The 25,818-nt window shown below is 69.9% G+C and carries 23 protein-coding genes; 9 read left to right on the top strand and 14 right to left on the bottom strand.

The features are described from left to right. Positions 1 to 92 precede the first annotated feature (92 nt). Together DT073_RS08555 and pknB are read left to right on the top strand one after the other, a co-directional pair. Positions 93 to 1,115 carry a LysM peptidoglycan-binding domain-containing protein gene (locus DT073_RS08555; protein WP_124293004.1) on the top strand — a complete coding sequence of 341 codons (1,023 nt, stop codon included), beginning with the start codon at positions 93 to 95 and terminating at the stop codon, positions 1,113 to 1,115. A 64-nt stretch (positions 1,116 to 1,179) separates the two neighbouring features. Then, positions 1,180 to 3,120, top strand: coding sequence for a Stk1 family PASTA domain-containing Ser/Thr kinase (gene pknB, locus DT073_RS08550; protein WP_124293003.1), 1,941 nt, complete (start codon positions 1,180 to 1,182; stop codon positions 3,118 to 3,120). A gap of 93 nt (positions 3,121 to 3,213) precedes the next feature. Here the strand turns inward: pknB and DT073_RS08545 are convergent, their stop codons facing one another. Genes DT073_RS08545 through DT073_RS08535 form a run of 3 tightly spaced genes read right to left on the bottom strand, consistent with a single transcriptional unit; the run spans position 3,214 to position 6,241 of the window. Continuing rightward, positions 3,214 to 4,551: a class II 3-deoxy-7-phosphoheptulonate synthase gene (locus DT073_RS08545; protein WP_124293002.1), complete on the bottom strand. Its 1,338-nt coding sequence runs from the start codon at positions 4,549 to 4,551 to the stop codon at positions 3,214 to 3,216. Positions 4,552 to 4,603: 52 nt separating this feature from the next. After that, positions 4,604 to 5,299: a lysophospholipid acyltransferase family protein gene (locus tag DT073_RS08540; protein ID WP_124293001.1), complete on the bottom strand. Its 696-nt coding sequence runs from the start codon at positions 5,297 to 5,299 to the stop codon at positions 4,604 to 4,606. A gap of 6 nt (positions 5,300 to 5,305) precedes the next feature. Next, positions 5,306 to 6,241, bottom strand: a complete 936-nt coding sequence (locus DT073_RS08535; RefSeq protein WP_124294431.1) for an ROK family glucokinase — start codon at positions 6,239 to 6,241, stop codon at positions 5,306 to 5,308. Between the two features lie 134 nt (positions 6,242 to 6,375). On the opposite strand from DT073_RS08535, the gene DT073_RS08530 reads away from it, so the two are divergent. Continuing rightward, entirely contained in the window at positions 6,376 to 8,202 is a 1,827-nt protein-coding gene (locus DT073_RS08530; protein WP_124293000.1) for an AMP-dependent synthetase/ligase, read from the top strand. Between the two features lie 57 nt (positions 8,203 to 8,259). Here DT073_RS08530 and DT073_RS08525 read toward each other — a convergent pair whose 3' ends face one another. From DT073_RS08525 to DT073_RS08515, 3 genes are read right to left on the bottom strand one after another with little or no spacing between them, the layout of a single operon-like run. After that, positions 8,260 to 8,751: a peptide deformylase gene (locus DT073_RS08525; protein WP_124292999.1), complete on the bottom strand. Its 492-nt coding sequence runs from the start codon at positions 8,749 to 8,751 to the stop codon at positions 8,260 to 8,262. Positions 8,752 to 8,761: 10 nt separating this feature from the next. Continuing rightward, on the bottom strand, positions 8,762 to 10,411 hold the full coding sequence (locus DT073_RS08520; protein ID WP_205782912.1) for a MinD/ParA family ATP-binding protein: 1,650 nt from the start codon (positions 10,409 to 10,411) through the stop codon (positions 8,762 to 8,764). A 58-nt stretch (positions 10,412 to 10,469) separates the two neighbouring features. Then, positions 10,470 to 13,877 (bottom strand): pyruvate carboxylase, encoded by a 3,408-nt coding sequence (locus DT073_RS08515; protein ID WP_124292998.1) that lies wholly within the window; start codon positions 13,875 to 13,877, stop codon positions 10,470 to 10,472. A 74-nt stretch (positions 13,878 to 13,951) separates the two neighbouring features. Here DT073_RS08515 and DT073_RS08510 point away from each other — a divergent pair, with 74 nt between their 5' ends. After that, the gene (locus tag DT073_RS08510) at positions 13,952 to 14,761 is read left to right on the top strand and encodes a ParA family protein (protein WP_124292997.1); all 810 of its coding nucleotides are present in this window, start codon (positions 13,952 to 13,954) and stop codon (positions 14,759 to 14,761) included. 44 nt (positions 14,762 to 14,805) lie between these two features. Here DT073_RS08510 and DT073_RS08505 read toward each other — a convergent pair whose 3' ends face one another. From DT073_RS08505 to DT073_RS08495, 3 genes are all read right to left on the bottom strand, one after another. Next, positions 14,806 to 15,351: a MerR family transcriptional regulator gene (locus DT073_RS08505; protein ID WP_124292996.1), complete on the bottom strand. Its 546-nt coding sequence runs from the start codon at positions 15,349 to 15,351 to the stop codon at positions 14,806 to 14,808. Positions 15,352 to 15,466: 115 nt separating this feature from the next. Continuing rightward, positions 15,467 to 16,162 carry a transcriptional regulator FtsR gene (gene ftsR / locus DT073_RS08500; RefSeq protein WP_124292995.1) on the bottom strand — a complete coding sequence of 232 codons (696 nt, stop codon included), beginning with the start codon at positions 16,160 to 16,162 and terminating at the stop codon, positions 15,467 to 15,469. Next, entirely contained in the window at positions 16,162 to 16,653 is a 492-nt protein-coding gene (locus DT073_RS08495; RefSeq protein ID WP_124292994.1) for an FHA domain-containing protein, read from the bottom strand. Before DT073_RS08495 ends, ftsR begins: the two co-directional genes overlap by 1 nt. 180 nt (positions 16,654 to 16,833) lie before the next feature. On the opposite strand from DT073_RS08495, the gene DT073_RS08490 reads away from it, so the two are divergent. After that, positions 16,834 to 17,172, top strand: coding sequence for a hypothetical protein (locus DT073_RS08490; RefSeq protein ID WP_205782911.1), 339 nt, complete (start codon positions 16,834 to 16,836; stop codon positions 17,170 to 17,172). Positions 17,173 to 17,191: 19 nt separating this feature from the next. Here DT073_RS08490 and DT073_RS08485 read toward each other — a convergent pair whose 3' ends face one another. Beyond that, positions 17,192 to 17,590 (bottom strand): four-helix bundle copper-binding protein, encoded by a 399-nt coding sequence (locus DT073_RS08485; RefSeq protein WP_124292993.1) that lies wholly within the window; start codon positions 17,588 to 17,590, stop codon positions 17,192 to 17,194. 103 nt (positions 17,591 to 17,693) lie between these two features. Between DT073_RS08485 and DT073_RS08480 the strand changes: the two genes are divergently transcribed. Then, on the top strand, positions 17,694 to 18,350 hold the full coding sequence (locus DT073_RS08480) for a copper resistance CopC family protein (protein ID WP_164478171.1): 657 nt from the start codon (positions 17,694 to 17,696) through the stop codon (positions 18,348 to 18,350). Positions 18,351 to 18,359: 9 nt separating this feature from the next. Then, positions 18,360 to 19,757, top strand: a complete 1,398-nt coding sequence (gene lpdA / locus DT073_RS08475) for a dihydrolipoyl dehydrogenase (protein ID WP_124292991.1) — start codon at positions 18,360 to 18,362, stop codon at positions 19,755 to 19,757. Positions 19,758 to 19,762: 5 nt separating this feature from the next. Here lpdA and DT073_RS08470 read toward each other — a convergent pair whose 3' ends face one another. Beyond that, a complete protein-coding gene (locus DT073_RS08470) occupies positions 19,763 to 20,401 on the bottom strand; it encodes a CYTH domain-containing protein (RefSeq protein WP_124292990.1) in 639 nt (212 codons plus the stop codon). Beyond that, positions 20,373 to 20,591, bottom strand: a complete 219-nt coding sequence (locus DT073_RS08465) for a response regulator (RefSeq protein WP_124292989.1) — start codon at positions 20,589 to 20,591, stop codon at positions 20,373 to 20,375. Before DT073_RS08465 ends, DT073_RS08470 begins: the two co-directional genes overlap by 29 nt. A gap of 73 nt (positions 20,592 to 20,664) precedes the next feature. Here DT073_RS08465 and glgP point away from each other — a divergent pair, with 73 nt between their 5' ends. Then, positions 20,665 to 23,226: an alpha-glucan family phosphorylase gene (glgP, locus tag DT073_RS08460; protein WP_124292988.1), complete on the top strand. Its 2,562-nt coding sequence runs from the start codon at positions 20,665 to 20,667 to the stop codon at positions 23,224 to 23,226. Then, complete coding sequence (locus DT073_RS08455) at positions 23,223 to 23,963, top strand: glutamine amidotransferase (protein WP_124292987.1); 741 nt, start codon at positions 23,223 to 23,225, stop codon at positions 23,961 to 23,963. Before glgP ends, DT073_RS08455 begins: the two co-directional genes overlap by 4 nt. A 10-nt stretch (positions 23,964 to 23,973) precedes the next feature. Here the strand turns inward: DT073_RS08455 and DT073_RS08450 are convergent, their stop codons facing one another. Both DT073_RS08450 and DT073_RS08445 read right to left on the bottom strand, forming a co-directional pair. Next, on the bottom strand, positions 23,974 to 24,675 hold the full coding sequence (locus DT073_RS08450; protein ID WP_240638442.1) for an NAD(P)H-hydrate epimerase: 702 nt from the start codon (positions 24,673 to 24,675) through the stop codon (positions 23,974 to 23,976). Beyond that, the gene (locus tag DT073_RS08445) at positions 24,662 to 25,741 is read right to left on the bottom strand and encodes a YihY/virulence factor BrkB family protein (RefSeq protein WP_124292985.1); all 1,080 of its coding nucleotides are present in this window, start codon (positions 25,739 to 25,741) and stop codon (positions 24,662 to 24,664) included. Before DT073_RS08445 ends, DT073_RS08450 begins: the two co-directional genes overlap by 14 nt. Between the last annotated feature and the right edge of the window lie 77 nt (positions 25,742 to 25,818).

Genomic DNA, 25,818 nt, shown 5'->3' with positions numbered 1-25,818 from the left:
TCCTCATGTTTCACATCCGTCACTTTCGTTGACAGTGGTTTACACGCGTGACACGGTAGCTGGCGGGGAGAATCCCCGTAGGGAGGACCGCCATGTCTCGCTCACGAACCGTCCGGCTCACCGCGGCCCGCCTCGGCCTTCCCGCAACCGCCCTCGGCGCCCTCGCGGTCGCGATGCTGCCGGCGCCCATCGCCTCTGCGAACGAGGCCGCTCCCCTGGCCCGCGAAGGCGCGGGGCGGATCTCGCTCGGCGGCGCCGTGTCGTCGACGGGTCGCGCACCCGCGATGGTGCCCGCCCACAGCGCCGGACCCGAGAGCGTCGTGGTCCAACCCGGAGACACGATCAGTGCGATCGCGGCCCGCCACGGACTCCGGACCACCGACGTCCTGGCTCTGAACGGACTGGGGTGGAGCAGCGTCATCCATCCGGGGCAGGTGATCCGTCTGACCGGCGCGCCCGCAGCTGCGGCAGCGCCCGCGGCTCCGGCGGCGCCCGCCGCGGCGACGGCGTACACCGTCGTGGCGGGCGATACGATCAGCGCGATCGCACGCCGTCATGGGGTGTCGACCCAGGCGGTGCTCGACGCGAACGCCCTGCAGACGTCGTCCATCATCTACCCCGGCCAGGCGATCGCGATCCCGTCGCCGACCGCGCCGGCGCCGGCCGCCGCCCCCGCGCCTGCGCCTGTCCTGGCGGCCGAGACCGTCACGCTGGACGACGAGCAGATCGGCAATGTGCGGACCATCATCGCCGTGGGGCGCGAACGGGGAGTCTCCGATCGCGGTATCGCCATCGCGCTCGGAACGGCGATGGTCGAGTCGTGGCTGCGCAACCTCGACTGGGGCGACAGGGATTCCCTGGGCCTGTTCCAGCAGCGACCCAGCACGGGGTGGGGAAGCGCCGACGAGGTCCGCGACCCGGTCCGGGCGACCGCGGCGTTCTTCGGGGGCCCCGCCGATCCCAACGGGTCGCGCACCCGTGGCCTGCTCGACATCCCCGGCTGGGAGTCGATGTCCTTCGCCGGCGCGGCGCAGGCCGTGCAGATCTCGGCGTTCCCGGATCGTTATGCGAAGTGGGAGGCGCCCGCCTACGCGTGGCTCGCGACCTACGGGTGATCCGTGTGGCTGCCGGGGTGAGCCGCTGCCCGGGCTCCCACCCCGCCGTCCGTAGACTCTGACCGTGAGCACGAGTCAGCAGGCCGACCCGCTGATCGGACGTCTCGTCGACGGCCGATACCGGGTCCGTGCGCGCATCGCGCGCGGGGGCATGGCGACCGTGTACGTGGCCACCGACCTGAGGCTCGAGCGCCGCATCGCCCTGAAAGTGATGCATGGCCACCTCAGCGACGACTCCGTCTTCCAGAGCCGCTTCATCCAGGAGGCCCGTGCCGCCGCGCGGCTGGCCGATCCGCACGTGGTCAACGTCTTCGACCAGGGCCAGGACGGCGACATGGCCTACCTCGTCATGGAGTACCTGCCGGGGATCACGCTGCGCGAGCTGATGCGCGAGCAGCGCCGCCTGACGATCCCGCAGACCATCACGATCATGGACGCCGTGCTCTCGGGCCTGGCCGCCGCACACCGCGCCGGCATCATCCACCGCGACGTCAAGCCCGAGAACGTCCTCCTCGCCGAGGACGGTCGCATCAAGATCGGCGATTTCGGCCTCGCGCGTGCGGCGACGGCGAACACCGCCAGCGGGGCTCAGCTTCTCGGCACGATCGCCTACCTCGCCCCGGAGCTGGTCACGCGGGGAGTGGCCGACGCGCGCTCCGACATCTACGCCCTCGGCATCATGCTCTACGAGATGCTCGTGGGCGAGCAGCCCTACAAGGGCGAGCAGCCGATGCAGATCGCCTTCCAGCACGCCACCGACTCCGTGCCCCGCCCGAGCGCGAAGAACCCCGGCGTTCCCGAGCAGCTGGACGAACTCGTCCTGTGGTCGACCGAGAAGAACCCCGACGAGCGTCCGGTCGATGCCCGGGAGATGCTCGACAGACTGCGCGAGATCGAACGACAGCTGGGCGTCGCACCGCAGGTCACGAGGACCGCCGGTCGTGGCATCCCCGATGACGACGGCCTTCCCTCGGGTGAGCTCACCCAGGTGCTGCCCGCCTCGGCGACCGGACCCGCTGCCATCGTCAGCGACACCGACAACGCCGCGCGTCTGCGCCAGGTGACCCGCCGCCGAGCCGCGAGGGGGGGATGGCTGATCGCGCTGGTCGTGATCCTCGCAGCCCTCGCCGCTGGGACGGGTTGGTGGTTCGGGTCGGGTCCCGGGTCGCTCGTGGCCGTTCCGGATGTGCGTGGCGCCACCTTCGCCGAAGCCCAGACCAGCCTCGCCGAGCAGTCGCTGCGCGCAGAGGAACGCGGCGAGTACAGCGTCGACGTGGAGACGGGTCTCGTGATCGAGACCGATCCCCCGCCGGGGGCGCGGGTGGACAAGGATGCGCTCGTCACCGTCATCGTCTCCCTCGGGCCCGCCGAGGTCGCCCTCGGCCGGGTGATCGACCTCCCCGCCGAACAGGTGCGCGATCTGCTGGCGCAGAACGTCATCACCACGCGCGAAGACGCGGAGTTCTTCACCGACGCGCCGGCGGGCACGGTGGTCGGCATGCGCATCCACCCCCGCGCGGGCGGCGACGACATCGACTGCGGCGAGGGCTGCACCGCGCGCCAGGCCGACGAGGCGACGCTGTTGATCTCGCGCGGCCCGGTGCCGAACGTTGCGGGCGACTCCGTCGACGCCGCCCGGTCGGAACTCGGGGGCGTGCAACTCACGGTCGCCGATCAGGTCATCGAGCAGAGCAGTGACACCTACGCCTCCGGCGAGGTCATCGGCATCGCCGATCGCGAAGGCGGCGGCTGGTGGCAGCCCGGAGACACCGTCACGCTGATCGTCTCCACCGGTCCTCCCCTGTTCGAGATCCCGAACGTGGTCGGTCAGACCCGCGATGGGGCCATCGCCGCCCTGGAGGATGCGGGATTCCAAGTGGACTACGCGGTCTTCTTCGCAGCCATCCCCGACTCCCTGACCGAGGTGGTCAGCATGGACCCCGGCGCCGGGGAGTTCGTCGTCCGCGGCACGCGGATCTACATCCAGCTCACCGTCACCGGCTGAGACCGCCACCGGTCGACACTCTCACTGGTCGGCACTGTCGCCGGTCGACACTCTCACCGGTCGACACCGCCGCCGACCGACGCCGGTGCCGGTTCAGCGCTTCTCGAGCTCCTCGGCGACCAGGAACGCCAGTTCCAGGCTCTGCATGTGATTCAGGCGCGGGTCGCACAGCGACTCATAGCGCGTCGCAAGGGTGGCCTCGTCGATCATCTCCGATCCGCCGAGGCACTCGGTCACGTCGTCGCCGGTGAGCTCGACGTGGATGCCGCCGGGGAACGTGCCGACCGCCCGGTGCGCCTCGAAGAACCCGCGCACCTCGTCCACGACGTCGTCGAACCGACGCGTCTTGTAGCCCGTGGGGGTCGTGATGCCGTTGCCGTGCATCGGATCGGTGACCCACAGCGGCATCGCGCCGGAGTCCCGGACGGCTTCCAGGAGGGGCGGCAGTGCGTCGCGGATCTTCCCGGCACCCATGCGGGTGATGAACGTCAGTCGGCCGGGCTCGCGCTCCGGATCGAGCTTGTCGATGAGGGCGAGAGCCGTCTCGGGCGTGGTGGTGGGCCCGAGCTTCACGCCGATGGGGTTGCGGATGCGCGAGAAGTAGTCGATGTGCGCGCCGTCGAGGTCGCGCGTGCGCTCCCCGATCCAGACGAAGTGGGCCGAGGTGTTGTACGGCGTGCCGGTGCGCGAATCGATGCGGGTCATCGGGCGCTCGTAGTCCATGAGCAGACCCTCGTGCCCGGTGTAGAACTCCACGCGCTTGAGTTCGTCGAAGTCGGCGCCCGCCGCCTCCATGAACTTGATGGCGCGGTCGATCTCGCCCGCGAGCCGCTCGTACTGCTGGTTGGCGGGGTTCTTGGCGAATCCCTGGTTCCAACTGTGCACCTCGCGCAGATCGGCGAAGCCGCCCTGCGTGAAGGCCCGGATGAGGTTGATCGTCGACGCGGCGGTGTGGTACCCCTTCAGCAGCCGTGCCGGGTCGGCTTTGCGGGACTCCTCGGTGAAGTCGTACCCGTTGACAATGTCGCCACGGTAAGCCGGCAGCGTCACCTCGCCGCGGGTCTCGGTGTCGCTCGAGCGCGGCTTGGCGAACTGCCCCGCCATGCGCCCCATCTTCACGACCGGCATCGATGCGCCGTACGTGAGGACGACAGCCATCTGCAGCACGGTCTTGATGCGGTTGCGGATCTGCTCCGCCGTGGCACCCGCGAAGGTCTCGGCGCAGTCTCCCCCCTGCAGCAGGAAGGCCTGCCCGGCCGCTGCGCGGCCGAGACGCTCGCGCAGCATGTCGACCTCACCGGCGAAGACGAGCGGCGGGAGGGTGGCCAGCTCCGCGGAGGCCGCCGCCGCGGCATCGAGGTCATACCACTGGGGCTGCTGCTTGATGGGCAGGGAACGCCAGTGATCGAGACCGTCGAGGGGAGCGAGCATCCGCTCAGTCTAGCGACGCCGCCCATCCCTCCGGTGCGCTCCTCCGGGGTTGTTACGCCGCTCTGCCCCTGGGCTTCAGGCGGTCCTTGACCGTGGAGGCGTAGACATCCTCGTACTCCTGTGCCCCCAGTCGCTGAAGCGCCACCATGATCTCGTCGGTGATCGAACGCAGGATGTAGCGGTCGCCCTCCATGCCCGCGAAGCGGGAGAAGTCCAGCGGCTCGCCGATGACGACGCCCACCCGCGCGACGCGGGGAACGCGCGTGCCGATGGGCATCATCGTGTCGGTGTCGACCATGACGACGGGGACGACGGGGACGCGGGCCTCGAGCGCCATCCGCGCGATGCCGGTGCGACCGCGGTACAGCTTGCCGTCAGGGCTGCGGGTGCCCTCGGGATAGATACCGAGCAGATCACCTCGGCCGAGGACCTGGAGGCCGGTGTTCAGCGATGCCTCAGAGGCCTTGCCGCCGGATCTGTCGATCGGGAGCTGCCCCGTGGCCTTGAAGAAGACGCGGGTCGCCCAGCCCTTCAGACCCCTGCCCGTGAAGTAGTCGCTCTTGGCCAGGAACGACATCGGCCGGTCGATCATGAGCGGCAGGAAGATCGAGTCGGCGAACGACAGGTGGTTGCTCGCGAGGATCGCCGCGCCCTCCGCGGGGACGTTGCGCCGACCGACGACCCACGGCCGGAAGATGGCCTTGAGGATGGGTCCGATGACCACGTACTTCATCAGCCAGTAGAACATCGACGTTCACGCCTCCCGGCCGGCGAGGTCGGCGACACCGATGAGGCCGGCGTCGTTGCCGAGTCGGGCGATCGCGAAATCGGCCACGGGTCGTTCGCCGTACCCCGGGAGCGACGTCTCGTAGGCCAGACGCACAGGCTCGAGAAGGATGTCGCCGAGCTGAGCCACTCCCCCGCCGATGACGAAGAGTTCGGGATCGAGGACGGCCTGGAACCCACCGCAGGCCTCGCCGAGGGCCGTGGCGACGCGCCGCAGCGCCTCGAGCGCGCCGGGGTCGCCGGCCAGGATCAGGTCGGAGATGGCGTGACCGGTGAGCGTTCCGTGCGTGGCGCGTGCCTCGGCGAGAGCCTCGCCGAGGCCGCCGGAATCGGCGATGGTGTTGGCCTCGCGCTGCAGCGCGCGCCCCGAGGCGTACTGTTCGAGGCATCCGTTCTGGCCGCACCCGCATGGCAGACCGTTGCGGGTGAAGCGGATGTGGCCGAGCTCACCGGCGATCCCGTGGCCGCCGTGGAACATCCGGCCGCCGATGATGACCGCTCCCCCGACGCCGGTTCCCATGGTCAGCATCACCATGTCGTCGACCGCGGCGCCCGCACCGAAGCGGAACTCCGCCCACCCGGCGGCGTTGGCGTCGTTCTCGATGGTGACCGGTCGCCCGATCCCCGCCTCGAGCACGGCCTTGAGGGGTTCGTTGCGCCAGGCGATGTTGGGAGCGTGGATGACGGTGGCCTGCGCCTTGTCGATGAAGCCCGCTGCGGCGACACCGACGGCGACCGCGTCGTAGCGATCGATGTACGACCGGGCCATCCCGACGACGGCGGCAGCGAGCTCGGCCGTGTCGGTGGGGGTGTCCACACGTCCCTTGTCGAGGATGCGGCCCTCCTGATCGACGACGCCGCCGGCGATCTTCGTCCCACCGATGTCGATCCCGACTGTGAGCACGCGCATCCCTTCCGTCCTGGGCCCCGCCCGAGGAGGCGGATCGAGTCTAGTCGCGGCCCCGCGGACTGCGTGGCCGGATATGCCTCGACTAGAATCTGAGGACATCCGACCGAATCGGTACCGAAGGAGTTGCCGTGATCCAATTCGATGTTCCGGCCGTGGTCCCCGCCGACCCCCAAGCCAACATCAGCGACCTCCTCGTGGAGCGCGTCAAGGCGACCCCCGAGCGCCCGCTGTTCGCCGTCCCCGAAGGAGACGGCTGGCGAGACATCACGGGCGCCCAGTTCCAGTCCCAGGTCATCGCCCTGGCCAAAGGCCTGGTCGCCGCTGGCGTGGAGCCCGGCGACAAGGTCGCCTTCATCGCCCGCACGACCTACGACTGGACGCTTGTCGACTTCGCGATCTTCTTCGCCGGTGCCGTCATGGTGCCGATCTACGAAACGAGCTCCGCCGCGCAGATCTCCTGGATCCTCGCCGACTCCGGGGCCGTGGCCGTGATCGCGGAATCGGCCGAGCACGCCGGCCGCGTCGCCGAGGTCAGGGCAGAGCTCCCGCTGGTCCGCTCGGTGTGGCAGATGCAGTCCGGCGATCTCGACACCCTCGTCGCCCAGGGCAAGGACGTCACCGAGGACGAGATCGAGCGTCGTCGCAACCTCGCGGTCGGCGCCGACATCGCCACCCTCATCTACACCTCCGGGTCGACGGGCCGCCCGAAGGGGTGCGTCCTCACCCACAGCAACTTCGTCGAGCTGGCACGGAACTCGGCGGTCGCGCTGAGCGAAGTGGTGCAGACGCCCGGAGCATCCACTCTGCTGTTCATCACCACGGCGCACGTCTTCGCCCGGTTCATCTCGATCCTCAACGTCCACGCGGGCGTGAAGACCGGGCACCAGCCCGACACCAAGCAGCTGCTGCCCGCGCTCGGGTCATTCCAGCCGACGTTCCTGCTGGCGGTGCCGCGGGTGTTCGAGAAGGTCTACAACTCCGCCGAGCAGAAGGCCGAGGCCGGCGGCAAGGGGCGGATCTTCCGCGCGGCCGCCCATGCGGCGATCGAGCACTCCGCCCTGCTGCAGGACGGCAAGAAGATCCCGCTGGGCCTGCGGCTGAAGTTCCGTCTGTTCGACCGCCTGGTCTACAGCAAGCTCCGGGCGGCGATGGGCGGCCGGGTGACCTACGCGGTGTCGGGCTCCGCGCCCCTCGGCGAGCGGCTCGGGCATTTCTTCCACAGCCTGGGCGTCGTGATCCTCGAGGGCTACGGCCTCACCGAGACCACCGCTCCGGCCACGGTAAACCTCGCCACCAAGTCGAAGATCGGCACGGTCGGTCCGGCACTTCCCGGGGTGAGCGTGCGACTCGCCGACGACGGCGAGATCGAGGTGCGCGGTATCAACGTCTTCAAGGAGTATTGGCGCAACCCCGAGGCCACCGCGGCCGCGTTCGACGGCGACTGGTTCAAGACCGGCGACATCGGCTCGTTCGACGCCGAGGGGTTCCTCAAGATCACCGGGCGCAAGAAGGAGATCATCGTCACCGCCGGCGGCAAGAACGTCGCCCCCGCGGCGCTGGAAGATCCGATCCGCGCCAACCCGATCGTCGGCCAGGTCGTGGTCGTGGGCGATCAGAAGCCGTTCATCTCGGCGCTGGTCACGCTCGACCCCGAGATGCTGCCCACGTGGCTTGCCAACAACGGGTTGCCGGGCGACATGTCGCTGGCCGACGCGGCGAAGAACGAGAAGGTCCGTGCCGAGGTCCAGCGCGCCGTCGACAACGCCAACACCACGGTCTCCCGCGCGGAGTCCATCCGCAAGTTCACGATCCTGCCGTCGGAGTGGACCGAGGCCAGCGGCCACCTCACCCCGAAGATGAGCATCAAGCGGCACACGATCGTGAACGACTTCGCCGCGGAGATCGACGAGATCTATTCCGCCCCGGTCAACACCACGAACGTCTCGATCCCCTGACCCGACGGCGGGCACGAGCCGGGTCGACGCCGTTGAGCGGCATCGACCCGGCTCGTGTCAGAACCAGTCGGACTCGCGCACCTCGCGCATCGCGATCTTGCGATCCTCGGGGCGCAGCCGCGACAAGTAGAGCATGCCGTCGAGATGGTCGGTCTCGTGCTGGAGCGCCTGGGCGAGAAGGCCTTCGCCCTCGATGATGAGCTCCGCTCCGTCGAGGTCGATACCGCGCACCCGGGCGTAGGGATGACGCAGCGCGTCGTGCCAGAGGCCGGGGACCGACAGGCATCCCTCCCCCGTGGGCACAGGCTCGCCCGAGACCTCTTCGAGGACGGGATTGAGGATGTACCCGATGTCGCCGTCGATGTTGTAGCTGAACGCCCGCAGCGGCACGCCGATCTGCGGTGCGGCGACGCCCGCGCGACCCGGCAGCTCGACCGTGTCGAGCAGGTCCTGCACCAGGGCGCGGACGCCGTCGTCGATCGTCGTGATCGGCGCGCTCGGGGCGCGCAGCACCGGGTCGCCGAAGAGGCGGATGGGCCGAACCGTCATCGGATCGCGCTCACGCGGCCGGGGCGAGGGTCCGCAGGCCCTCGACGACGGTCGCCGCCAACTCGCGCGCTGCGAGGCGCGTGGCCGGCTGGAGGTCGCGGAAGGTGATGGCGCTCCCCGCGGCGATCTGCGGGTCGAACGGCATCCTGACCACGGCGCGGACGCGGCTTCGGAAGTGAATCTCCAGCTCGTCTGGCCGCACGACGGGCGGACCGGGCCGGGAGTTGTTCAGCACGACCACGGCGTTCTTCACGTGCTCGGCATATCCGTTGGTCTCCAACCACGTCAGGGTCTCCGATGCCAGGCGCGCCTCGTCGACGCTCAGGCCGGCCACGACGACGAGCTGATCGGCGAGCTCGAGCGTGGCGCCCATGACGGAGTGGACGATACCGGTGCCGGTGTCGGTCAGCACGATGGAGTAATAGTGCGCCGCGAGCGTGGCCACGTCGTGGTAGTCGCGGTCGCTGAAGGCTTCCGACACCCGCGGGTCGGCGTCGGAGGCGAGGACGTCAAGTCGGGTCTCGTCGCGCGCGACGATCTGCGAGATGTCGTTGTAGCCGCTGACCTCCGAGCGGGCACGCGCGAGATCGCGGACCGTCTTGCCGTTGGCCCGGGCGATGCGCTCGGCCAGCGTCCCCCGGTCGGGGTTGGCGTCGACGGCGATGACGCGATCGTCGCGTGCATCGGCCAGCGCCATGCCGAGGAGCGTAGTCACGGTGGTCTTGCCGACACCGCCCTTTCGCGACAGGACGGGGACGAAGCGTGCTCCGCCGGTCAGGGGTGCGCCGATGCGACGGTCGAGCTCCTTGCGGGCTCGCGCGCGCTTGCTGTCACCGAGGTTCACCCGCCGGCCGGTCAGTGAGTAGACCAGGTGACGCCACATTCCCTCGGGCTCGGCCCGGACGAGGTGGCGCTGATCGAGCAGCCGGTCGGCGGTGAGGAGATCGGGGGTCTCCCGGCCCCCCTCGAACTCGCCGAGGCGCTTGGAGGACAGGGCGACCTCGTTGCGGGTCGTCACGCGCTCCGCTGAACGGGCGCGCTGCGGGCGCTCGGGCTGATCGGGATGCTGCAGCTCCCATCGCGTCGCGGGGACGGAACCGGTGCGCGTGGTCCGCGCGCTGATGCCCGACGCGGGCCCGGCACTCGTCGGGGTCGATACGACGTCCGATGACGCCGTGGTCGCGGGAACCGGATCGGATGCCACCGTCTCCGCAGCAGCCCCGCCGGCCGCGGCGGCGACCGCGGTGGCGGGCTCCAGCGCGTCCTCGACGATCTCGGCATCCACGTGATCAGGGTGGGCGGCGTGCGCGTCGTCGTCCGCGTGCTCAGGCTGTGCGTCGTCCTCGACGATCTCCGCCTCGGCGGTCTCGGCGGGGGGCTCGATGGCGATCGGCCCGCTCACCGGCGAGTCCGTGTCCGCGGCATCCGGAGCCTCGCGCACGGGGGTCTCCGCGTCGTCGGTCGCCGGCAGGATCTCATCGTCGACGACGTCCTCGTCGTCGAGAGCGTCGTCGTCGGTCGAGGAGGGAAGGATGACACTGACTTGCGCGGTCTGGCCGCTCAGTACTCCGAGAGCGGTCGTATCGATGTTCACGGTGTCGGGGAGGACGCCGTTCTCATCGTCGTCCTCGGGCGTTTCATCGAAGGCGTCGGGCGTCACTGCGGGTCTCCTGGAACAGGCACATCACTGCGCACTCACGGTGAGGCGCCGTTCCAGGCTAGTGCGCGGGGCGGATGACGACCAAAAGGTCGCCCGCCTCGACCTGCGCGGTCGCGGCGATCGCGACGCGCTCGACGACGCCGTCGACGGGCGCGGTGATCGCCGCCTCCATCTTCATCGCCTCGATCGAGGCGATCGGCGCGCCCGCGGTCACCGTGGTGCCGACCTCGGTCTTGACGGTGACGACGCCCGCGAACGGCGCAGCGACCTGCCCGGGTCGAGACGTGTCGGCCCGCTCGGCCTGACGGGTCTCGACGCTGATGCTGCGGTCCCGCACGTAGACGGGGCGGAGCTGCCCGTTCAGCGTGGTCATGACCGTCCGCATGCCCTTGGCATCGGCTTCACCGATGGCCTCGAGGCCGACGTAGAGCTGCACGCCCGGGTCGATCTCGGCGACGTGCTCCTCGCCGGGCTTGAGTCCGTACAGATAGTCGGGGGTGCCGAGGCTCGAGAGGTCGCCGTACGTCTCACGCGCCTTCTCGAACTCGCGTGCGGGACCGGGGAAGAGCAGGCGGTTGAGGGTCCGGCGCCGCGATGGGGCGTCGCCGTCCAGCCCCTCCTTCTCCTCCGGTGTGAGCGGCGGGATCTCGATGGACACGGTGCGACCGGCCAGCACCTTCGTGCGGAACGGCTCGGGCCAGCCTCCGGGAAGGTCTCCCAGCTCGCCGGCCATGAACCCCACGACGGAGTCGGGGATGTCGTAGTTCTGCGGATTCTCGGCGAAGTCGGCCGGGTCGGCCCCCGCCGCGACCAGTGCGAGGGCGAGATCGCCGACCACCTTCGACGAGGGCGTCACCTTCGGGATGCGTCCGAGGATGCGGTCGGCGGCGGCGTACATGTCCTCGATGAGTTCGAAATCGTCGGCGAGGCCCAGCGCGATCGCCTGCTGGCGCAGATTCGAGAGCTGACCGCCGGGGATCTCGTGGTGGTACACCCGGCCGGTGGGCCCGTCCAGTCCCGACTCGAAGGGGCGGTACAGGTGCCGCACGCCCTCCCAGTAGGGTTCGAGGTCGCTCACCGCCTGCAGGTCGATCCCGGTGTCGCGGTCGGTGTGCGCAAGGGCCGCGACCAGCGCCGACAGCGACGGCTGACTGGTCGTTCCGGCCAGGGGCGCCGCAGCCGCATCGACGGCGTCGACTCCGGCGGCGCTCGCAGCGAGGAGAGTCGCCAGCTGGCCACCTGCGGTGTCGTGCGTGTGCAGGTGCACCGGGAGATCGAAGCGGTCGCGCAGGGCCGCAACCAGGCGTGCGGCCGCGGCCGGACGCAGGAGCCCGGCCATGTCTTTGATCGCGAGGATGTGCGCCCCCGACGCGACGATCTGCTCCGCCAGGCGCAGGTAGTAGTCCAGCGTGTACAGCTGCTCGGCGGGGTTGAGGAGGTCGCCGGTGTAGCAGACAGCGACCTCGGCGACGGCGGTGCCGGTCTCGAGAACCGAGCGGATGGCGGGGACCATCTGGTCGACATCGTTCAGGGCGTCGAAGATGCGGAAGATGTCCACGCCCGTCGACGCGGCTTCACGGACGAAGGCGTCGGTGACCTCGACCGGTCTCGGCGTGTAGCCGACGGTGTTGCGGCCGCGCAGCAGCATCTGGACCGGGATGTTGGGAACGGCATCGCGGATCGCCGCGAGGCGCTCCCAGGGGTCCTCGGCGAGGAACCGCAGCGCCACGTCGTAGGTCGCACCGCCCCAGGCCTCGATCGACAGCAGCTCGGGAGTCATCCGCGCCACGTGCGGCGCGCAGCGGACCAGGTCGCGCGTGCGCACACGGGTGGCGAGGAGTGACTGGTGGGCGTCGCGGTACGTGGTCTCGGTCACCGCCAACGGCGTCTGCTCCCGGAGGGCGCGGGCGAAACCTGCGGGACCCAGCTCGCGCAGACGCTGCAGGTTACCCGCCGGGGCCGGGGCGAGCAGATCGATGTCCGGGAGCTTGCTGCCGGGAGAGACCGAGACCGGCTTCTCGCCGTAGGGCCGATTCACCGTGACATCGGCCAGCCAGTTCAGCAGCTTGGTCGCGCGGTCTCGCGACGGGTGGCTGGTGAGCAGGCGCGGGCGCTCCTCGATGAACGCGGTGCTGAGGTCTCCCTCGAGGAAGGAGGGATCGTCGAGGACGGCGCGCAGGAACGGGATGTTGGTGGCGACGCCGCGGATGCGGAACTCCGCCAGCGCGCGCTTGGCCCGCGCGACGGCGGCCGGGTAGTCACGCCCTCGACAGGTGAGCTTGGCGAGCATCGAGTCGAAGTGTGGACTGATCTGCGAGCCCGCAGCCGTCGTTCCGCCGTCGAGGCGGATGCCGGCGCCGCCGGGAGAGCGATAGGTAGTGATACGGCCGGTGTCGGGTCGGAACCCCTGCGAGGGATCCTCCGTGGTGATGCGGCACTGCAACGCGGCGCCGCGGAGCACGATCCGGTCCTGCGACAGTCCGAGGTCGTCCAGGCTCTCGCCCGCGGCGATGCGCATCTGCGACTGGACGAGGTCGACGTCGGTCACTTCCTCCGTGACGGTGTGCTCGACCTGGATGCGGGGGTTCATCTCGATGAAGACGTGCTGGCCCGCACGCTCCCCCGCCGTGTCGACGAGGAACTCGACGGTGCCGGCGTTGACGTAACCGATCGACTCGGCGAAGGCGACCGCATCGCGGTGGATGCGCTGACGCAGCTCGTCGTCGAGGTTCGGGGCGGGCGCGATCTCGATGACCTTCTGATGGCGGCGCTGCACCGAGCAGTCGCGCTCGAAGAGGTGAACGGTGTGGCCCGTCGCATCGGCGAGGATCTGCACCTCGATGTGCCGGGGCCGGACGACCGCCTGCTCGAGGAACACGCGCGGGTCGCCGAATGCCGCGCCGGCCTCGCGCATCGCCTCGGCGATCGCGGGCGGCAGCTCACCCGGGGTCTCCACACGACGCATGCCGCGACCGCCGCCGCCGGCGACGGCCTTGACGAAGATCGGGAAACCGATGTCGGGGGCCGCCGCGACGAGAGCGTCGACGTCATCGGAAGCCTCGGTCGAGCGCAGCACCGGAACACCCGCGGCGATGGCGTGCTCCTTCGCGGTCACCTTGTTCCCCGCCATCGCCAGCGCGCGGGCGGGAGGACCGATGAAGGTGATGCCGTTCTCCGCGGCCCGAGAGGCGAGCTCGGGGTTCTCCGACAGGAATCCGTAGCCCGGGTAGATGGCGTCTGCGCCGGATTCCAGCGCGACCCGGATGATCTCGTCGACATCGAGGTAAGCGCGCACCGGATGACCCGGTTCGCCGATCACATACGACTCGTCGGCCTTCTGCCGGTGCAGCGATCCTCGATCTTCGAAGGGGAAGACCGCGACGGTGCGGGCTCCCAGTTCGTACGCGGCACGGAAGGCGCGGATCGCGATTTCACCGCGATTGGCGACCAGGATCTTCTCGAACATGCACACCTCGCGGTTGGGCCGTGTGGTCTGGGCTGAGTGTGCTCTCAGCCTAGGGGACGGTAACGTAGTGCCTCGTGCACGTACTCTCCGTCAGCTCGCTCAAGGGCGGGGTCGGCAAGACGACCGTGACGCTCGGACTCGCTTCCGCCGCTTTCGCACGCGGCGTCCGGACGTTGGTCGTCGACCTGGACCCGCAGTCCGACGTGTCGACGGGGATGGACATCCAGGTCGCCGGTCGCCTCAACATCGCCGATGTCCTGGCCAATCCCAAGGAGAAGGTCGTCCGCCAGGCGATCACCTCCTCCGGCTGGGCCAAGGTGCACCCCGGGACGATCGACGTGATGATCGGCAGCCCGTCCGCGATCAACTTCGACGGACCGCACCCGAGCGTTCGCGACGTGTGGAAGCTCGAAGAGGCCCTCGCCACGATCGAGGCCGATTACGATCTCGTCCTCATCGACTGCGCGCCCTCGCTCAACGCCCTCACGCGCACCGCGTGGGCCGCGAGCGACCGCGTCATCGTCGTCACCGAGCCCGGTCTGTTCTCCGTGGCCGCCGCCGACCGCGCGCTGCGCGCCATCGAGGAGATCCGTCGAGGCCTCTCCCCCCGGCTCCAGCCGCTGGGCCTCGTGGTGAACCGCGTGCGTCCCCAGTCGATCGAGCACCAGTTCCGGATCAAGGAGCTGCGCGACATGTTCGGTCCGCTCGTCCTGAGCCCGCAGCTTCCCGAGCGGACGTCGCTCCAGCAGGCGCAGGGCGCCGCGAAGCCGCTCCACATCTGGCCGGGAGACTCGGCGCAGGAGCTCGCCGCCGACTTCGACGCGCTGCTGGACCGCGTCATCCGCACGGGGCGCATCCCGACTCCGGGCGAAACCCGCGTCTGACCCCCGCGGCGTCCGCCGCCGCCGATGAGGCAGACCGGCTCGGCTCAGGCCGAGCGCGCGGTGCGGCGTGCAGCGAGCTCGTCGACGGGGTCGGGAGCCTGGGGATCAAACTCCACCAGAGTCGACTCGACCTCGCGCAGGACCTTGCCCACGGCAATGCCGAACACGCCCTGCCCACGGCTGACCAGGTCGATGACCTCGTCGTTCGAGGTGCAGAGGTAGACCGAGGCGCCGTCGCTCATGAGCGTCGTGCCGGCGAGGTCGCGGATGCCTGCGGCACGCAGCTGCTCCACCGCGGTGCGGATCTGCTGCAGCGAGATTCCGGTGTCGAGCAGCCGCTTGACGAGCTTGAGGACCAGGATGTCGCGGAAGCCGTACAGCCGCTGCGATCCTGAGCCGTTCGCTCCCCGCACGGTCGGCTCGACCAGTTGCGTGCGGGCCCAGTAATCCAGCTGCCGGTAGGTGATCCCGGCGGCGCGGGCGGCGACCGCGCCGCGGTAGCCCACCTCATCGTCCATCTGCGGGAGCCCGTCGGTGAACAGGAGGTCGGCGACGAAGCCGGCTTCGTCGGCCGCTTCACGAGCGGTCATGCGATCCTCCTCACGGAACGGGGTGCGCACTCCACGCTAGATGAGCCCCGCCCCCCGGGCAACGACATCCGCGTCAACGCGTCGGCGTGTCGCGGCCGATCGGGGCTGCGGCGCCTCATCCGAGAAGACGATCGAGGGCGGAGCGCAACAGGATCGCACGCACCTCTTCGAGTCTGCGCGCGAGTTCGGGCGCGGCCTCTCCCGCTCGTCCCCGAGAAGCGGCGTCCGTCCGGCGCAGCAGCGGCGCGAGGGACGACTCGATGAGCGAGGCGTCGCGCTCTGCACTCTGCTTGACACTGCGGACGTGACGCGGCTCGATGCCGTGACGATCCAGGGCGACGAGGGCCCTCAGAAGCGTGACCGACTGATCGGTGTAGCTCTCGGCGGCGGTGATGATCCCGGTGCTGATGGCGTCGTTGAGCAGCTGCGGCGCCGCGCCGGCGGCTGCCAGCAGTTCATCCCGACGGTACCGGCGCGGCGCCGGGACGATCGATGGCGGCGGCGCGGAGGTCGGCGGGGCGGGGTCGCGCCCGGCGTCGACGTCGGCGAGGTAGTCGCGGATGACGCTGAGGGGCAGGTAGTGGTCGCGCTGGAGCGTCAGGGCCAATCGCAGGCGGTCGAGGTCGGCCGGCGAGAACTTGCGGTACCCCGACTCGGTCCGAACCGGGGTCACGATCCCCTGCACCTCGAGGAACCGCAGCTTGCTCGAGGTCAGACTCGGGAATTCCGGCGACAGCCTCGCGAGCACCTGACCGATGCTGAGAAGGCCCGCTGACGATGATCGCTGGCGGGCGGAGGAGGCCGGAGCCATCAGCCCGCCTGCGGCAGATCTGCGGGCGAGACGAAGAAGTTGAGGCGGAACTTGCCGATGCGAAGCTCCGAGCCGTTGGTGAGCACAGCGCGGTCGACCCGCTCGCCGTTGACGTAGGTGCCGTTCAGCGAGCGCTGATCCACCAGCTCGAACGCCGTTCCCTGTCGGGTGATCTCCGCGTGCCGGCGCGAGACGGTGACGTCGTCGAAGAAGATGTCTGCTTCGGGGTGACGACCGACCGTGGTGACGTCGGTGTCGAGCAGGTAGCGCGCACCCGCTGTGGGGCCCGAGCGCACCAGCAGCAGTGCTGCGCCTGAGGGCAGCGCGTCGATCGACTCGAGCTCCGCGGTGTTCAGAGCACTGCCGAAGGGGACGAAGGACAGGTCGGCGTCGTGGCCGAACGTCTGCGTCGTGTCCGAACCGCGATCGGCGCCGTCATCGCCCGGCAGGCGTCGGATGTCACCAGAATCTGGTCGCCGATTGTCGTCCACGTCGTGCCCTCCTTCGGTGAGCCAGCCTATCCGACGCGTTCACGCCCTGACGACCGGCTCGACGCGCCTGTCGACGACGACGCCGCAGGGCGATTGTTTCGGCCTGTGTCGGCGAGGATGACCGCGGCGTCGCCGCGACCTAATCTGGCCGACATCCGAACCTACCCACAGGAGTCTGACGTGTCGAGTCCGCACCGCTTCCCCACGCCCGTCGAGGTGAAGGGTCGCGCAGCCTGCATGTGCATGCTCGGACGTTCCTGCACCTCGGTCGCCCCCGGTCACGCGATGCACCTCATCCAGGCGCGCTTGATCGCCGCCACCCCGCTCGAATGGAGCGACGCGATCGTCACGTCGGTCGCGGGCGAGGTCATCGTGCTCCACACCCTCGACGGAACGCGCATCGACGTGTGGTCGGCGTCCCCGATCGAGGGCCTGGAACCCGGCGCGCCCGTCGCCCTGCACGCGCGTCACCACGCCCTGGCCGTGGGGCGCACCCGCGCCAACATCGCCGTCCTCTGACCCGACCGGCGCCGGGAGGTCAGGCCTGCGCGAGCACCGACTCCCGCATCGCCATGCACGCGTCCATGCAGGCCTGACAGGACTGCGCGCACATGCGGCACACCTCGCTCATGTCGGCGTGGCGCATGCACTCGTCCATGCAGAGCTGGCACATCGCGATGCACGCGTCGAGCATCGACACCATCACGGCAGGTGTCATGCCCGACATCCGCAGCATCGCCCGCAGCATCGTGTTGCACATGTCGGCGCAGTTCATGCATGCCGGCGCGCAGTCCATCATCTGCGCGGCGCAGACCGTGCAGGCCTGTTCGCAGGCGGCGCAGGCATCCATGCACGCCTGCATCAGGTCCATGTCCATGCGGGTGTCGCCGCCCATCATCGACGTCGAGCCCATCGCATCCATCATCATGCGGTCCATCCCGTACCTCGCTCTCGTCTCGCGCGACGGGGCAGGTGCACCCGCCTGAGCCCAGGTTAGGCGTCCAGGCTTCGTTGATGAAGACCCCCGTAGCGTGGGAATCGTGAGTCGTTCCGGTCTTCGCTTCTCCCCCGCTCGGGCGTTCCTCGGCGTCGTCGTGGCGCTGACGGCGGTCTTCGCCCTTCCTGTCGCCGCATCCGCGCACGACGAGCTGCTCGCATCGGACCCCGCGCCCGGCAGCACGATCGACCAGACCCCCGCGGCGGTCACCCTCACCTTCAGCGGTCTCATCTCGCAGGAACCCGGGGCCACGGTGATCGAAGTGACGGATGCCGCCGGCACGGCGCTCGTCGACGGATCACCCGCCATCACCGACAACGTCGTGTCGCAGCCGCTCACCGCGGCCCAGCCCGGTGCCGTCACGGTGCTCTGGAAGGTGGTCTCCAGCGACGGCCACCCGATCTCCGGGGAGCTGTCGTTCACCGTCGCGGAAGGGGCCGCACCATCGCCGAGCGCCGACGCCACGGCGGCTCCGACGGCGCCCGACGCGTCCACATCCCCGTCCACCTCGGCATCGGAGACGCCCTCGGCCACCCCGTCGCCGACCGACGCAGGCGAACCCGCGTCGTCGACGGCTGCGATCGTGCCGTGGATCATCGTCGGGGTCGTCGCGGCCGCCGCCGGTGGGGCGATCGTCGCCCTCCTGCTCGCCCGCGCGCGGGGCCGCACCGGCGGCACCGGCGGCGGTGCCGACCGATAGGCTGGAAGCATGCCTCACTACGACGTCGTCATCCTCGGCGCCGGCCCCGGCGGGTACGTCGCGGCCGTCCGGAGCGCCCAGCTCGGTCTTTCCGTCGCCATCATCGAAGAGAAGTACTGGGGGGGCGTCTGCCTGAACGTCGGGTGCATCCCCTCGAAGGCTCTGCTCAAGAACGCCGACCTCGCGCACCAGGTGCTCCACAAGGCCGACCTCTTCGGAATCTCCGGTGACGTGCACTTCGACTTCGGAGTGGCATGGGACCGCAGCCGGAAGGTGGCCGAGACCCACGTCAAGGGCATCCACTTCCTGATGAAGAAGAACAAGGTCACCGAGTACGACGGTCGTGGAACCTTCGTCGACGCGAACACCATCCAGGTGCAGAAATCGGACGGCGGGACCGAGACGGTCACGTTCGACAACGCGATCATCGCGACCGGCGCGAAGGTCCGCCAGCTGCCCGGCGTCGACATCGGCGGGAACATCGTCACCTACGAGGAGCAGATCCTCTCCCGCGATCTCCCCTCCTCCATCGTCATCGTCGGCGCCGGCGCGATCGGCATGGAGTTCGCCTTCGTGATGTCGAACTACGGCGTGAAGGTCACCATCGTGGAGTTCCTCGATCGTGCACTGCCGAACGAGGACGTCGACGTCTCGAAGGAGATCGCGCGCCAGTACAAGAAGTACGGCATCGACATCCTCACCTCCACCAAGGTCGACACCGTCACCGATCACGGCGACAAGGTCACCGTCGCCTACACCGGCAAGGACGGGACCAGCGGCTCCATCGACGCCGACAAGGTGATGGTCTCGATCGGCTGGATTCCGAACGTCGAGGGCTACGGGCTGGACAAGACCGGCGTCGAGCTCACCGAGCGCGGTGCGATCGGCATCGACGACTACATGCGCACCAACGTGCCGCACATCTACGCCATCGGTGACGTCACCGCGAAGCTGCAGCTGGCGCACGTCGCCGAGGCGCAGGGCGTGGTGGCCGCCGAGACGATCGGCAAGGCCGAGACCATGCCGCTCGGTGACTACCGGATGATGCCTCGCGCGACGTTCTGCACCCCGCAGGTCGCATCGTTCGGTCTGACCGAGCAGCAGGCCCGCGACGCCGGCTACGACGTGAAGGTGGCGAAGTTCCCCTTCAGCGCCAACGGCAAGGCGAACGGCCTGGGCGAGCCGGTCGGTTTCGTCAAGCTCATCGCCGACGGCGAGCACCTCGAACTGCTCGGCGGTCACCTCATCGGCCCCGATGTCTCAGAGCTCCTGCCCGAGTTGACCCTCGCCCAGAAGTGGGACCTCACCGCGCTCGAGGCCGCGCGCAACGTGCACACGCACCCGACGCTGTCGGAAGCTCTCCAGGAGGGCTTCCACGGCCTCGTGGGGCACATGATCAACCTGTAGCCGACCTACCGCCCGAGCGCCCGCCCGATCTTCGACTCCGACGATGCAGGGCGGGCGCCGGCGTTTCGGGCGAGGTCGGCGATCTCGCTCAGGAAGCGCTCGGCGTCATCGGGCGCCGCGGGCCCGAGTTCGATCTCCCACTCACGCCAGGAGCGCTCCGTCCCGGTCGCCTCGTCGCGGGTCTGCACGTGGTCGTCGAGGAATTCCGCGACGACGTCGCCCGCGGCATCCTTCATCTGCACAGCCAGCCTGCGATTGCGCACCCGGGCGATCGGGCGCACCGGATCGGCTGTGAGGCGTCGGATCTCGGCCTGCACCGCCGCGGGAAGAGCGTCGCCCTCCTCGAGCGGCCACCCGAGCTCCACCCGGCCGGCACCGTGACGCGGTCCCTTCAGATGCCACCCGGCATCGGGACCGCCGGTGCGCCGGCGCAGCGCATACCCCGCACGCGCAAGGGCGAAATCCGTGGTGTCGAAATACCGGGCGTCGAGTTCGCGGACTTCGGGTCCGGTCAGCTCCGCCACCTCCGGAAGGCCCCGCCAGTCCGGAGCCGCCGTATCCGCGTCCACGTCGAGCTTGATCTCGATCTCCAGGGAACGGGTCGGCTCGTCCGGCTCAGTCGTCGTTCGAGGGTCCGATCTCATCGGTCGCCTCCACGAACCAGAACTCCGCCTCGGTCGGCCCGTCGTGCTCGCCGGTGTGCTGCGCCTCGCCCTTGCGGCGGTAGACGACCTGCCCTTCGCCGTAGGGGACGATGAGCGAATCGAGGTCGGGAGCTTCCAGGGGCAGGACCTGCCCGTCCAGCGGACCACCGTGCAATCGTGCAATAGCCATCCTCCGAGTGTATCGACGGCGATCTGCTCGGTCGCGGGGTTGCGCTTCATCCCGCTCGCCTACACTTCACAGCGTGAAGGCCATCCGCACGTTCGCCGTTCGTCCCGTTCTCTCCGAGCAGCTCGCCCCGCTCGACCGCCTCGCCACCAACTGGCGCTGGGCCTGGTCGGATGAGACGAAGGCACTGTTCGCCTCGATGGATCCCGCGCGGTGGGAGGAGGTCGGCGGCAATCCCGAGCAGCTCCTCGGCGCGCTCGGGCAGGAACGGCTCGATGCCCTGTCGCAGGACACGGATTTCGTCGCCCGCGTCCACGCCGAGGCGGAGCGCCTCGACGCCTACCTCCGCGACGACCGGTGGTACCAGGGACTCGACGGCGACAAGCCCGTCCACATCGCCTACTTCTCCCCCGAATTCGGCGTCGACGGCACGCTTCCGCAGTACTCGGGCGGCCTCGGCATCCTCGCCGGCGACCATCTCAAGAGCGCGTCCGACCTCGGCGTGCCCCTCACCGGCGTCGGGCTGTTCTACCGCGCGGGGTACTTCCGTCAGTCGATCGGCGACGACGGCTGGCAGCGGGAGAGCTATCCGCTGCTCGACCCCTACGGTCTGGGTCTGACCCTGCTCCGCGATGGCGACGGGGCCCCGGTCGAGATCGGACTCGACCTCCCCGCCGGGCGGCACCTGGCCGCCCGCATCTGGGTTGCCCAGATCGGTCGGGTCCCCCTGCTGCTCCTCGACGCCGACACCCCCAGCAACCCCGACGACCTCCGCCAGGTGACCGACCGCCTCTACGGCGGGGGCGGCGAGCACCGCCTCCTGCAGGAGCTTCTCCTCGGCGTGGGCGGCGTACGAGCGGTACGGGCGTGGTGCGCCCAGACCGACACGCCGCGCCCCGAGGTGTACCACACCAATGAGGGCCACGCGGGATTCCAGGGCCTGGAGCGGATGTCGGAGCTCATCGTCGACGAGGGCTTGAGCTTCGACCAGGCGCTCGCGCAGGTGCGGGCCTCGACCGTCTTCACCACCCACACGCCGGTTCCCGCCGGTATCGACCGCTTCCCCCGCGATCTGGTCGCCACGTATCTGCAGAGCCCGCTGTTCACGTCCCTCCCCGCCGATCCCGCCCTCGACCTGGGTCGGGAGTCCTACCCCGGCGGCGACCCTCACGTGTTCAACATGGCCGTTCTCGGACTCCATCTCGGGCAGCACGCCAACGGGGTGTCGCTCCTCCACGGCGCGGTGAGCCGACGGATGTTCGGGGCCCTCTGGCCGGGTGTCGACACCGACGAGGTGCCGATCACCTCGATCACCAACGGCGTCCACGCCCCGACCTGGGTGCACCCCGCCCTCACCGGCCTGAGCGAGCGCGTCTTCGGCGACGCGCACACCGATCGCCACGACTGGCGCTCGCGCGAGGTCGTCAGCGACCAGGAGCTGTGGGGGGTGCGCACCCAGATGAAGCAGGAGCTCGTCGCCGAGGCCCGGCGGCGTCTGACCGCAGCCGCCCGTTCGGCGGGCAACGCTGCGGTTCCCGCATGGATCGACGACATCCTCGACCCGGGCGTGCTGACGATCGGCTTCGCCCGGCGCGTACCGACCTACAAGCGTCTGACGCTGATGCTCCGCGACCCTGAGCGCCTCACGCGCATCCTCACCGATCCCGAGCGACCGGTTCAGCTGGTCATCGGCGGCAAGTCCCATCCGGCAGACGATTCCGGCAAGATCCTGATCCAGCAGCTCGTGCGGTTCAGCCGCGATCCGCGGGTGCGCGGCCGCATCGTGTTCCTCCCCGACTACGACATCACGCTGGCGAAGACCCTGTACCCCGGCTGCGACGTGTGGCTGAACAATCCGCTGCGGCCCCTCGAGGCGTGCGGCACGTCGGGCATGAAGGCCGCCTTGAACGGGGTGCTGAATCTGTCGATCCTCGACGGCTGGTGGGACGAGTGGTACGACGGCCGCAACGGCTGGGCCATCCCGACCGCCGACACGGCGGCGACCGACGAGGAGCGGGACGATGCCGAGGCGGCCGCGCTCTACGACCTCATCGAGCACCAGCTCGTGCCGCGCTTCTACGAGCGCACGGGAGGTGTGCCGGCCGGGTGGCTCGACATGGTGCGCCACACGATGACCGACCTCGGCAAGAAGGTCACCAGTGACCGGATGGTGCGCGACTACGTCACGCGCCTCTACGTGCCCTCCGCGGTGAACGATCGCGCGCTTCGTGCCGATGACTTCGCCCAGGCCCGCTCGCTCGCCGCGTTCGTCAGCCGGGTGCGCAGCGCCTGGGGCACCGTGGCGATCGCCCATGTGGAGGGTTCCGATGCCACCTCCCGGGCGTCGACCGGCGAAACCCTCGAGATCGAGGCATCCGTGCGCTTGGACAGCCTCTCCCCCGACGATGTCGTGGTGGAACTGGTCTACGGACGCACCGACGAGGACGATGTCATCGGCGCCGACCGCACCGCCGTGCCGCTGGAGGCCCAAGGGACGGCCGTGGACGGGATCACCCCCTATCGCGGCTCTCTGCCGCTGCAGCTCACCGGCACCTTCGGCTACACGGTGCGGGTCGTGCCGCGGCATCCGTTCCTGGTGTCCCCGGTGGAGCTGGGCCTTGTGACGTACGCGGGATGACCGGGCCGAAACCCTTCGTCCTCCTCGCCACCCGCGCGGAGGACGTTCCCGCCGACGAGGAGTACGACCTCTTCCTGCGCTTCACCGGGCTCGAGGAGCGCGACCTCCTCCGGGTCCGCATGGAGGCGGGTCCCCTCCCCGATCTGGACCTCGACGCGCTGTCGGGGATCTTCGTCGGCGGTGGTCCGTTCAACGCCTCCGATCCGCCGGAGAAGAAGTCGCCGGTGCAGCGGCGCGTCGAGGCGGAGTTCGCCCGTCTGCTCGATGAGGTGGTCGCACGCGACTTCCCGTTCCTGGGCGCCTGCTACGGGATCGGAACCCTCGGGAGCCACCAGCGCGCCGTCATCGACCGCACGTACTCCGAGCCGATCAGCGTCGTGCCCGTGAGCCTCACCGACGCCGGCGCCGCCGACCCGCTGCTCGCGGGATTCCCGCGCACCTTCGACGCCTACGTCGGCCACAAGGAGGCGGTGTCGGTCCTCCCCGACTCGGCGGTGCTGCTGGCGTCGTCACCGACCTGTCCGGTGCAGATGTTCCGGGTCGGTCGCAACGTCTACGCCACGCAGTTCCACCCCGAACTCGACCTCGACGGCATGCAGACGCGGGTGCACGCCTACGCCGGCTATGGCTACTTCGCCGCCGACGAGCTGGAGCTCACGCTCGCTGCCGTGCGTCGGGCGCCGGTGACCCACCCGCCGCGTCTGTTGCGGGCGTTCGTGGAGCATCACGCCCGTTAGAGCCGGTGGCTCAGGCCCGGACGACCTCCGCGATCTCGATCTCGCCGACCGGTACGGCGCCGGCGAGCGCCAGGCCGATGTCGACGAGGGTGATGCGCCCCGCCAACGCGGGGCCGCGCCCCCGGGCCAGACCCGCCTTCGCGGCGCCTAAGGTGATGGTCTCGTGGGCGGGCAGCACGAGTCCGTCGCCCTCCCCGATGTCCGGGTCCAGACCGCTCGGCAGGTCGACGGCGAGGATCCGCGGACCCGCCGCAGCATCCGGGGCGAGGGCGATCGCCGCCTCGCGTGCACCGCCGCGCAGCGATCCACGGCCGCCGAGCCCGATCATCCCGTCGAGGATGAGCCCGTACTCACGCAGGTCGAGCCGGCTCAGGTCGACCCTGTGGGCCCCCGCCGCGACCGCGGCGGCGAGGCCGGCGTCATGGGCGTCATCACCGACGAGCAGGACATCCACACCCAGCCCGGCCGCGGCAAGCTCGGCACCGGCGAACAGGGCGTCCCCACCGTTGTCGCCCCTGCCGGCGAGGACGAGTGCGCGGCGAACGGATGCCACAGCGAGCCGCGCCGCGGCGATCTCCGCCAGCGCGTGCGCGGCGCGCGCCATGAGCGGCACCCCGGCAGCGAGGAGCGGGGCCTCAGCGGCGCGGATGTCGGCCGCCCGGTAGGTCGGAACCCGCAGATGGGCCACCGAAGGGGTGTCAGCGATCGTCACGTCGCGCCCCGGCATCCGATGGCGTCGTTTCGTCCTTCTTCCGGTTGGCCTTCGCGGCGGCGTCGGCCTTCATCCTCCGCTCCCCCGCCTCGGCGGCACGGGCCGCGTCCAGCTCATCAGCGGCGGCCTGCACCGACAGCTCGGCGCGCTTGACGCGCCGCTGGAGGAAGGTCCTCGCGCCGAAACGGGCGCGCACCCGGTCGACATCCTCCTCGATGCCGGTGACGATGTAGGCCGACGCGATGAGGATCACCTGCGCCGAGAGGTTCAGCCACAGCAGCAACGCGATGAGCGAAGCGAAGGTCGCCAGCAGCGGGTTCGACCCCGCACCGCCGATGAAGAGGCTCGACAGCTGCTGCAGAACGGTGAGCCCCGCGGCGCCGAGGAGAGAGCCGCTGAGGAGCGAGCGTCGCGACGGCTTCGTGCCCGACAGCGAGCGGAACGCCACGGCGATGACGGCGGCATCGAGGAGGAAGACCACGACGATGGTGGTGGCCCGCGTGGCGATCTGCAGCAGCAGGTCGTCCTCGGCGAGCCCGAGCCACCCGCCGAAGAGGGAGATCCCCGCGCTGCCGACGACCGTGGCCACGGCCGATGCGGCCAGCGCCGCGCCGATGCCGATCGCGAGCAGCAGGTTGCGCAGCAACACCCACAGCCAGAACGAGTCGTCGGTCAGTTCGTTCGCGAGCCGCCGGATGGCCGTGCGGAGCGACCCGATCGCGCCGATGGCGGCGCCGACGAGAGCGATCGAGGCGATCACCCCCGTCACGGTGAGACCCGCGGGCGCCTGGATGTCATCGAGGTCGATCAGGCCGCCCTCGCCGACGAGGCCGGGCACCGCGGAATCGACGGCGTCGATCAGAGCCTGCCAGGCGACAGGATTGCCGGCGAGCCACAGCGACGCGATGGAGAAGCCGAGCAGCACCCCGGCGAACAGGCTGAACAACGTGCGGTACGTCACACTGTCGGCGAGCATCGGGCCCTGTCGTTCGGTGTACAGCAGAAGGGCGCGCACGGGCTTCAGCGTGAGCGCGCGTGCGATCACCCGCTCGATCAGATTCGGCATGGGCGGAGTCCCCCGTCGACGGTCGATGACTGATGTCCCACCCACAAACTATGGGGTGACGCCACCCGCGTCGGGGC

Source organism: Microbacterium sp. ABRD28, from assembly GCF_003850245.1.
Lineage (GTDB): Bacteria > Actinomycetota > Actinomycetes > Actinomycetales > Microbacteriaceae > Microbacterium.
Note: the sequence above shows the minus strand (reverse complement) of the source record. Positions and strands in the feature narration are given on the sequence as shown.

Excerpts from the sequence above, each read along its gene's own strand:
- DT073_RS08465 (WP_124292989.1), bottom strand. The coding sequence starts at position 20,591 with ATGGCTATTGCACGATTGCACGGTGGTCCGCTGGACGGGCAGGTCCTG.
- DT073_RS08555 (WP_124293004.1), top strand. The coding sequence starts at position 93 with ATGTCTCGCTCACGAACCGTCCGGCTCACCGCGGCCCGCCTCGGCCTT.
- DT073_RS08445 (WP_124292985.1), bottom strand. The coding sequence starts at position 25,741 with ATGCCGAATCTGATCGAGCGGGTGATCGCACGCGCGCTCACGCTGAAG.
- DT073_RS08525 (WP_124292999.1), bottom strand. The coding sequence starts at position 8,751 with ATGACGGTTCGGCCCATCCGCCTCTTCGGCGACCCGGTGCTGCGCGCC.
- DT073_RS08505 (WP_124292996.1), bottom strand. The coding sequence starts at position 15,351 with ATGACCGCTCGTGAAGCGGCCGACGAAGCCGGCTTCGTCGCCGACCTC.
- ftsR (WP_124292995.1), bottom strand. The coding sequence starts at position 16,162 with ATGGCTCCGGCCTCCTCCGCCCGCCAGCGATCATCGTCAGCGGGCCTT.
- lpdA (WP_124292991.1), top strand. The coding sequence starts at position 18,360 with ATGCCTCACTACGACGTCGTCATCCTCGGCGCCGGCCCCGGCGGGTAC.
- DT073_RS08485 (WP_124292993.1), bottom strand. The coding sequence starts at position 17,590 with ATGGACCGCATGATGATGGATGCGATGGGCTCGACGTCGATGATGGGC.
- DT073_RS08470 (WP_124292990.1), bottom strand. The coding sequence starts at position 20,401 with ATGAGATCGGACCCTCGAACGACGACTGAGCCGGACGAGCCGACCCGT.
- DT073_RS08545 (WP_124293002.1), bottom strand. The coding sequence starts at position 4,551 with ATGCTCGCTCCCCTCGACGGTCTCGATCACTGGCGTTCCCTGCCCATC.
- DT073_RS08540 (WP_124293001.1), bottom strand. The coding sequence starts at position 5,299 with ATGTTCTACTGGCTGATGAAGTACGTGGTCATCGGACCCATCCTCAAG.
- DT073_RS08515 (WP_124292998.1), bottom strand. The coding sequence starts at position 13,877 with ATGTTCGAGAAGATCCTGGTCGCCAATCGCGGTGAAATCGCGATCCGC.
- DT073_RS08455 (WP_124292987.1), top strand. The coding sequence starts at position 23,223 with ATGACCGGGCCGAAACCCTTCGTCCTCCTCGCCACCCGCGCGGAGGAC.